Here is an 894-nt window from a genome sequence, read left to right as displayed (position 1 = left end):
GCCCAGCCCACGTTCGTTCCCCCCACCGCGGAGCCCACGCCGACGGGCCCCACCACCACCGTCGACACCGATGAGGGCATCGGACCCGTGGGTACCGGCGTGCTCATCGGCCTGGGGATCCTGCTCCTCCTCGCGCTGCCCGCGCTGATCCGCCTCGGGCTCCGTACTGTGCGGCTGCGCGGCAGGCAGGAGGCGGAGGCCGCGGCCGACGCCGCCTGGACAGAGCTGCGGGCATCCTTCCTCGACCATGACCGCCCGTGGCCGGACGGTTCTCCCGGCCCCGTGGGCCGCGAAGTCGCGGAGACGCTCACGCCCGACGGCGCCGCGGCGCTGCGTCAGGCGGCGGCGACGGTGGAGCGCAGCAGGTTCGCCCGCGAGGGCGCCTCGACGGCTGAGCTTCCTGCCCAGGTCAGGGCGGTCAGGAAGTCGCTGGCCGCTGGAGCCACGGTTGGCGGCCGCTGGAAGGCCATCTTCCTGCCCGCGTCGCTGTTCCGGTTGAACCGGTAGTCAGAATGCCTCTTGGGGTTGGCGCTTCCCCGGCATAGAATGGGCGCCACCGGTCCAGCAAGGGAGAAGGCCATGGCGCTGTCTGAACAAGAGCAGAAGCTGCTCGAGCAGCTTGAGGCGTCCTTGAAGGCCGAGGACCCGAAACTCGCTGACCGGCTCAGCGGCACCACACAGATCAAGCTGCACCGCCGCCGCGCCGCGATCGCCGGCCTCGCGTTCGTCGTCGGCGTCATCGTGCTGCTGGTGGGCGTGCAGGTGCATCCCGCGGTCAGCATCATCGGCTTCCTGCTGATGCTCGGCGGCGCGCTGGTGGGCATCAGCTCCTGGCAGCGGGTCGCCGATGACAACCCGCAGCCCAGCCGCCCCGGCTCCTCCGGCCCCCGCCCC

Annotated in this window: 2 protein-coding genes; both read left to right on the top strand. The window is 71.9% G+C overall.

Annotation, left to right across the window (positions count from 1 at the left end; all coding sequences use genetic code 11):
• Positions 1–507: hypothetical protein (locus BN1186_RS15285; RefSeq protein ID WP_040281320.1), on the top strand; the 507-nt coding region annotated here is incomplete at its 5' end.
• A gap of 72 nt (positions 508–579) precedes the next feature.
• Positions 580–894: DUF3040 domain-containing protein (locus BN1186_RS00015; protein WP_040281322.1), on the top strand; the 315-nt coding region annotated here is incomplete at its 3' end.

Source organism: Tessaracoccus massiliensis (genome assembly GCF_000826065.2).
Taxonomy (GTDB): domain Bacteria; phylum Actinomycetota; class Actinomycetes; order Propionibacteriales; family Propionibacteriaceae; genus Arachnia; species Arachnia massiliensis_A.
Note: the sequence above shows the minus strand (reverse complement) of the source record. Positions and strands in the feature narration are given on the sequence as shown.